Origin of the sequence: Streptomyces sp. UH6, from assembly GCF_013421635.1 — a bacterium.
In the GTDB taxonomy this organism is placed as follows: Bacteria; Actinomycetota; Actinomycetes; order Streptomycetales; family Streptomycetaceae; genus Streptomyces; species Streptomyces abyssomicinicus.
The window spans coordinates 1-5171 of the sequence record NZ_JACADT010000368.1; the positions used below are offsets into that span (position 1 = coordinate 1).

Consider the following 5171-nt stretch of genomic DNA (forward strand, 5'->3'; position numbering starts at 1 on the left):
GCGCCGCTCACTGCTCCTGGGCGTCCGACAGGGACCGTTCCAGCTTCTCCAGGAGGGACGCCAGCTGGGTGCGCTCCTTGGGCTTGAGAGCCGCGAGCATGCGGCGCTCGTTGTCGAGGTGCTCGGCGAAGAGGCGGTCGATCAGATGCAGCCCCGCCGGGGTGAGACGGCAGTGGACCACGCGGCGGTCCTTGGCGTCGCGTTCGCGGACGATCAGGCCCTCGCCCTCCAGCCGGTCCAGACGGAGCGTGACGCCGGCCGAGGAGACCAGGCTGGCGGCGGCCAGCTCACCGGCGGTCAGACGGTAGGGATCGCCGGAACGCCGCAGGGCGGCGAGGACGTCGAAACCGGCCAGGGACAGCCCCGCCGCGGCGACCGGCCTGCTGGTCTGCGTCTGGTACAGCAGGAACGAGCGGTGCAGCCGCCCCAGCACCTCTATGGGCGAGGGGTCGAGATCCGGCCGCTCGCGGTGCCACTCCTCGATGACGCGCGACACGGCGTCCGCACCCGTGCCCTGAACCCTGCCGGTCACAGCCGTCTCCTCCCCGTATTTCTCACCGGTGAAAAACTACTCCCTTAACGGACCGGCGGGGTACGCCCGGGGTGCACGAAGGGCCGGACGTCCCGCTGAACGGGACGTCCGGCCCTTGGGCGCGGCCCTCGGAGGCCTCAGGAGTTGAGCTCCTCCAGGGTCCTGCCCTTGGTCTCCACCGCGAAGCAGGCGACGATCGCGCCCACCGCGGCGACGACTGCGAGCTGGATGAAGACCATGCTCAGATCCGCGCCGGAGGCGATGATCGCGCCGACCGTGACGGGACCGAGGATCACGCCCAGGCGGTTCCAGACGCCGCCGAACGCCGCGCCCTTGGCGCGGTTGCGCGTCGGGTACAGCTCCGGCGAGTACAGGTACAGCGAGGCGTTGATCACGAAGATGAAGAAGGTGGTGCAGGAGGCGAACAGCGCGACCTGGCCGCTGGAGGTGGCGCCGGCCACCGCGAGCGCGGCCAGCGCGGCCGTGGTGCCGATCAGCGCGGCGAGCAGCAGCGGCTTGCGGCCGATGCGGTCGACCACCAGGGCGGCGATCAGCGTGCCGATCAGGCCCGTGGCGTTGCTGAGCAGCGAGTAGACCAGCGCCGTGGTGAGGTCGAGGCCGAACTGCTTGGTGTACAGCGACGGCAGCCAGGTGGAGATGCCGTGGTTGACGTAGTAGGCGACGAACCACATCGTCGACAGGACGGCGGTGCGGCGCAGGTAGCGGCCCTGGAAGATCTCCCGCAGGCGGCCCCGGGACTCCTCGGCCGGGATCTCCAGGGAGGGCTCGGGCAGCGGCTCGCGGGTCGAGGCGGTGATCTCCTCCTCGATCCTGGAGATGACCCGCTCTGCCTCCTCCAGGCGCCCCTGGGAGGCCAGCCAGCGCGGCGACTCCGGCACCTTGCGGACCAGCACCAGGGCGAGCAGCACCGGCAGGCCGCCGATCAGGAACATCGCCTGCCAGCCGAGGTTGGGCACGACCCAGACGGCGGTCAGGGAGGCCGCGGAGAGGCCGGCCGGGAAGATCAGCTCGTAGAGCAGGACCAGCTTGCCGCGGCTGTCCGAGCGGGCGATCTCGTTGATGTAGGTGGCCGCGATGGGCACCACGCCGCCGATGCCGATGCCCTGGACGAACCGGAACAGCGCGAACATCTCGATGTTGGCGGACGCCGCCACCGCGATGCTGGCGAGACCGGTGATCAGCACGCCGAGGGCGACCGTGCGCACCCGGCCGATCCGGTCGCCGAGCCAGCCCGCGCCGAACGCGCCCAGCAGCATGCCCACGGAGGCGGCCGTGACGGCGAAGGTGGCCTGCGCGGTGGTCAGGTTCCACTGCTCGGTCAGGACGGGCAGGGCGGAGGCGGCGAGCAGCTGGTCGAACGCCTCGAAGAAGGTGACGGCACCGATCAGGAAGCGGACCTTGACGTGCCAGCGCGAGTGCGGCAGCCGTTCGAGTCTCGCGGCGATGGAGCCGGAGCCCACCGCTTCTTTCGTGGCCACGGTCGTCATGGGAATCCTTCCGCGAACAAGCGGGAGTTTCTGCAGGGATGCGGCGACACTAGAGGCGGTTATCTAAGGGGTCAATGATTTGGGCCTGAATTAACTCGAAGGAAATCGCAACGCTCCGGAGCCGCTTCCGGGAGCCGTTGGACCGCCGTCGCGCGGGCAGCCCGGAGCCGCCCTCCGGCCCGGTGACGGGTCAGGGACGGGGGCGGTCTCCAGGAGGTGCGGCCCAGGTGGGCGGTGGGGGTCAGGCGGTCGGAGGAGCCACCTCGCGCAGCGCGCGGAAGACCCGCTCCGGGGTCAGCGGCAGGGTGGTGACCCGGGCGCCGGTGGCGTCCTGGACGGCGTTCGCTATCGCGGCGGCGATCGGCACCATGGTGCCCTCGCCGGCTCCCTTGGAGCCGAACGGGCCCGGCCCGTGGCCCTGTTCCTGGGAGACGGAGACGAACGAGGCGGGCAGGTCCTCGGCCATCGGCACCCGGTAGTCGAGCGCCTCCCCGTTGACCAGGACGCCGTCCTCGTACCGCATCTCCTCGAACAGCGCCTGCCCGTAACCCATCAGCGCGGCGCCCTCCTCCTGGCCGCGCACCACCAGCTTGTTGGCCGCCCGCCCCACGTCACCGCTGGCGACCAGCTTCAGCACCGTCACCGCGCCGGTCTCCGGATCGACCTCGACCTCCGCGCCCGCCCAGCCGATCTCCCAGAAGACGCACGGCGCCTCCAGCGGGGCCTCGTGGGAGTTGGGCGCCTTGAAGAAGCCGTCGCCGCTGAACTCGTAGCCGGTGCCGCCGAAGACGGCGGCGACCATGGGCGGGAGCGGATGGACCGTCTCCTTCAGCCGCACGCCCCAGTCGACGAGTTCGAGGTCGGCCGGCTCGCAGCCCAGGTGCCCGGAGGCGAACTCCAGGACGCGGTCGCGGGCCTGTTCGGCGGCGAGCTGGACCGCGCGGCCCATGACCGTCATGCCGGAGGAGGCGTTGGTGCCCTGGTCGAAGGGCGAGGTGTCGGTGGAGACCGGCGCGTAGGAGACCCGCTCCGGCGGCACTCCGAGCACCTCGGCGGCGACCAGGCAGAGCGCCGTGGAGATGCCCTGGCCGATCTCCACCGCGCCGGTGGAGACGAAGACCTGCCCGGTGGCGTTGACCTTGACCCGGGCCTGCGCGGGCTTGTTGACGCCGCCGCCGTCCTTGAAGCCGATGGCCAGCCCCATGCCGCGGTTCGGCGCGGATCCGCGCCCGTGGTAGCCGAGTTCGGCGGCGACCAGGTCCAGTCCCTCGACCAGGTCGCTGTCGATGCCGCTCTCGCCCGGCATGAACGGCTCGCCCAGCGCCCTGAGGTTCTTCACCCGCAGGTCGTAGGGGTCCATGCCGAGCCGCCGCGCGATCATGTCGATCTGGCTCTCGCTCGCCCAGGTCGCCTGGGTCGCACCGAAGCCGCGGAACGGCCCGGCCGGCGTCGTCGACGTCATCACGCAGGCGCAGGAGGAGCGGACGTGCTCCCAGCGGTAGGGGCCGGGTATGCGGTAGCCGGCCTTCTCGGCGACCAGCGGGCTGCCGTCGGTGTAGGCGCCCGCGTCGAGCAGCACCTCGCTCTCCCGGGCGAGGAACGTGCCGTCGGCCAGCAGGCCGGTGCGCACCCGCAGCACCGCGGCGTGCTGGCTGAGGGTGAGGAAGCCCTCCTCGGTGGTCAGGCAGTGGCGCACCGGCCGCCCGGTCAGCTTCGACAGCAGGATCGCCACCGGCTCGGTCTTGCAGTTGTGCTTGGCGCCGAAACCGCCCCCCACGAACGGCACGTTGACCCGCACCGAGGACTCCTCCACCCGGAACACCCGGGCGATCTCCTTGCGCAGCGGGAACGGGTTCTGGGTGGAGGACCACACCTCGATCCGGTCGCCGCGCGCGTCGGCGACGGTGACGAAGGGCTCCAGGTGGAAGTGGTTCATCCGGGAGAAGACGAAGGTGTCCTCGAAGACGTGGTCGCAGCGCTCCCAGACGTCCTCGGAGCCGGTCTCGTAGCGGAACTCGTAGCAGACGTTGGGCCGCGGCCACAGTTCGGCGGAGGCGCCGGCGCCGTACGGGGGCACGACGCCGCGCGGCTTGTCGCCGGGGAACAGCTCCGCGGCGCCCTCGGCCAGCGCCGCGTCGACGTCCGGGACGGCGTCCAGCACCTCGTACTCGACGTCGATCAGCGCCAGCGCCTCCAGTGCCGCCGCCTCGCTCTCCGCGGCCACCGCCGCGACCGGGTCGCCGACGTGACGCACCCGGTCGGTGGCGACGATCGGCTGGTCCTTGATGAAGTACCCGAAGACGGCGTCGAGTCCGCCCAGGTCGTCCCGGGTGAGCACCGCGTGCACCCCGGGCACCTCGCGCGCCCGGCGGGCGTCCACGGTCACCAGCCGCGCGTGGGCGTGCGGGCTGCGCAGCACCTTCGCGTGGAGCATGCCGGGCAGGGTGACGTCGGCGGTGTACCGGGCGGCGCCGGTGACCTTGAGCTTCGCGTCCTTGCGGGGCGCGGTGGAACCGAAGGCGCTGGGCCTGGCGGTCACGCTTCCTCCCGTATCAGCTCGGCGGCCCGGTGGACCGAGTCGATGATCATCCGGTAGCCGGTGCACCGGCAGATGTTGGAGGAGATCCACTCGCGGACCTGTTCCTCGGTGGGCTCGGGATGCTCCCGCAGCAGCGCGGTCGTCAGCATCACCATGCCGGGCGTGCAGTAACCGCACTGGAAGCCGCCGCACTCGGCGAACGCCCGCTGCACGGGCCCCGGCTCGTCCGCCTCGGTCTGCCCGGCGACGGTCTCCACCGAGCAGCCGTCCACGCTGAAGGCGAAGACGCTGCAGGAGGCCGTGGGCACGCCGTCGATCAGCGTGGTGCACGCCCCGCAGACGCCGCGCTCGCAGGAGGCCTTGACCCCGGTGTTGCCCATCCGGTCGCGCAGCAGGTCCAGCAGCACCGTGTTCGCGGGGACCTCCTCGCGGCGGCGGCGGCCGTCGACCTCGACGTCGACGGTGATCCGGTGGGTGGCGGCCCGGTCGGCGCTCACATGGCCTCCTTCAGTTCGTCGGTACGGGCGTCCAGCAGCCGGCGCAGCAGCACCCCGGCGAGGTGGCGGCGGTACTCGGCGCTCGCCGCGGCGTC

Annotated in this window: 4 protein-coding genes; all 4 read right to left on the minus strand. The window is 71.8% G+C overall.

Translation table 11 applies throughout. The annotated features are described in order from the left end of the window. Window positions 1–7 precede the first annotated feature (7 nt). Window positions 8–532 (minus strand): MarR family transcriptional regulator, encoded by a 525-nt coding sequence (locus HW445_RS17770; RefSeq protein ID WP_180221989.1) that lies wholly within the window; start codon window positions 530–532, stop codon window positions 8–10. A 137-nt stretch (window positions 533–669) separates the two neighbouring features. Next, the gene (locus HW445_RS17775) at window positions 670–2040 is read right to left on the minus strand and encodes an MFS transporter (protein ID WP_180221990.1); all 1371 of its coding nucleotides are present in this window, start codon (window positions 2038–2040) and stop codon (window positions 670–672) included. A gap of 241 nt (window positions 2041–2281) precedes the next feature. Further along, window positions 2282–4579 (minus strand): xanthine dehydrogenase family protein molybdopterin-binding subunit, encoded by a 2298-nt coding sequence (locus HW445_RS17780; protein ID WP_180221991.1) that lies wholly within the window; start codon window positions 4577–4579, stop codon window positions 2282–2284. Then, the gene (locus tag HW445_RS17785) at window positions 4576–5076 is read right to left on the minus strand and encodes a (2Fe-2S)-binding protein (RefSeq protein WP_180221992.1); all 501 of its coding nucleotides are present in this window, start codon (window positions 5074–5076) and stop codon (window positions 4576–4578) included. Before HW445_RS17785 ends, HW445_RS17780 begins: the two co-directional genes overlap by 4 nt. Window positions 5077–5171: the final 95 nt, after the last annotated feature.

Excerpts from the sequence above, each read along its gene's own strand:
- HW445_RS17775 (WP_180221990.1), bottom strand. The coding sequence starts at position 2,040 with ATGACGACCGTGGCCACGAAAGAAGCGGTGGGCTCCGGCTCCATCGCC.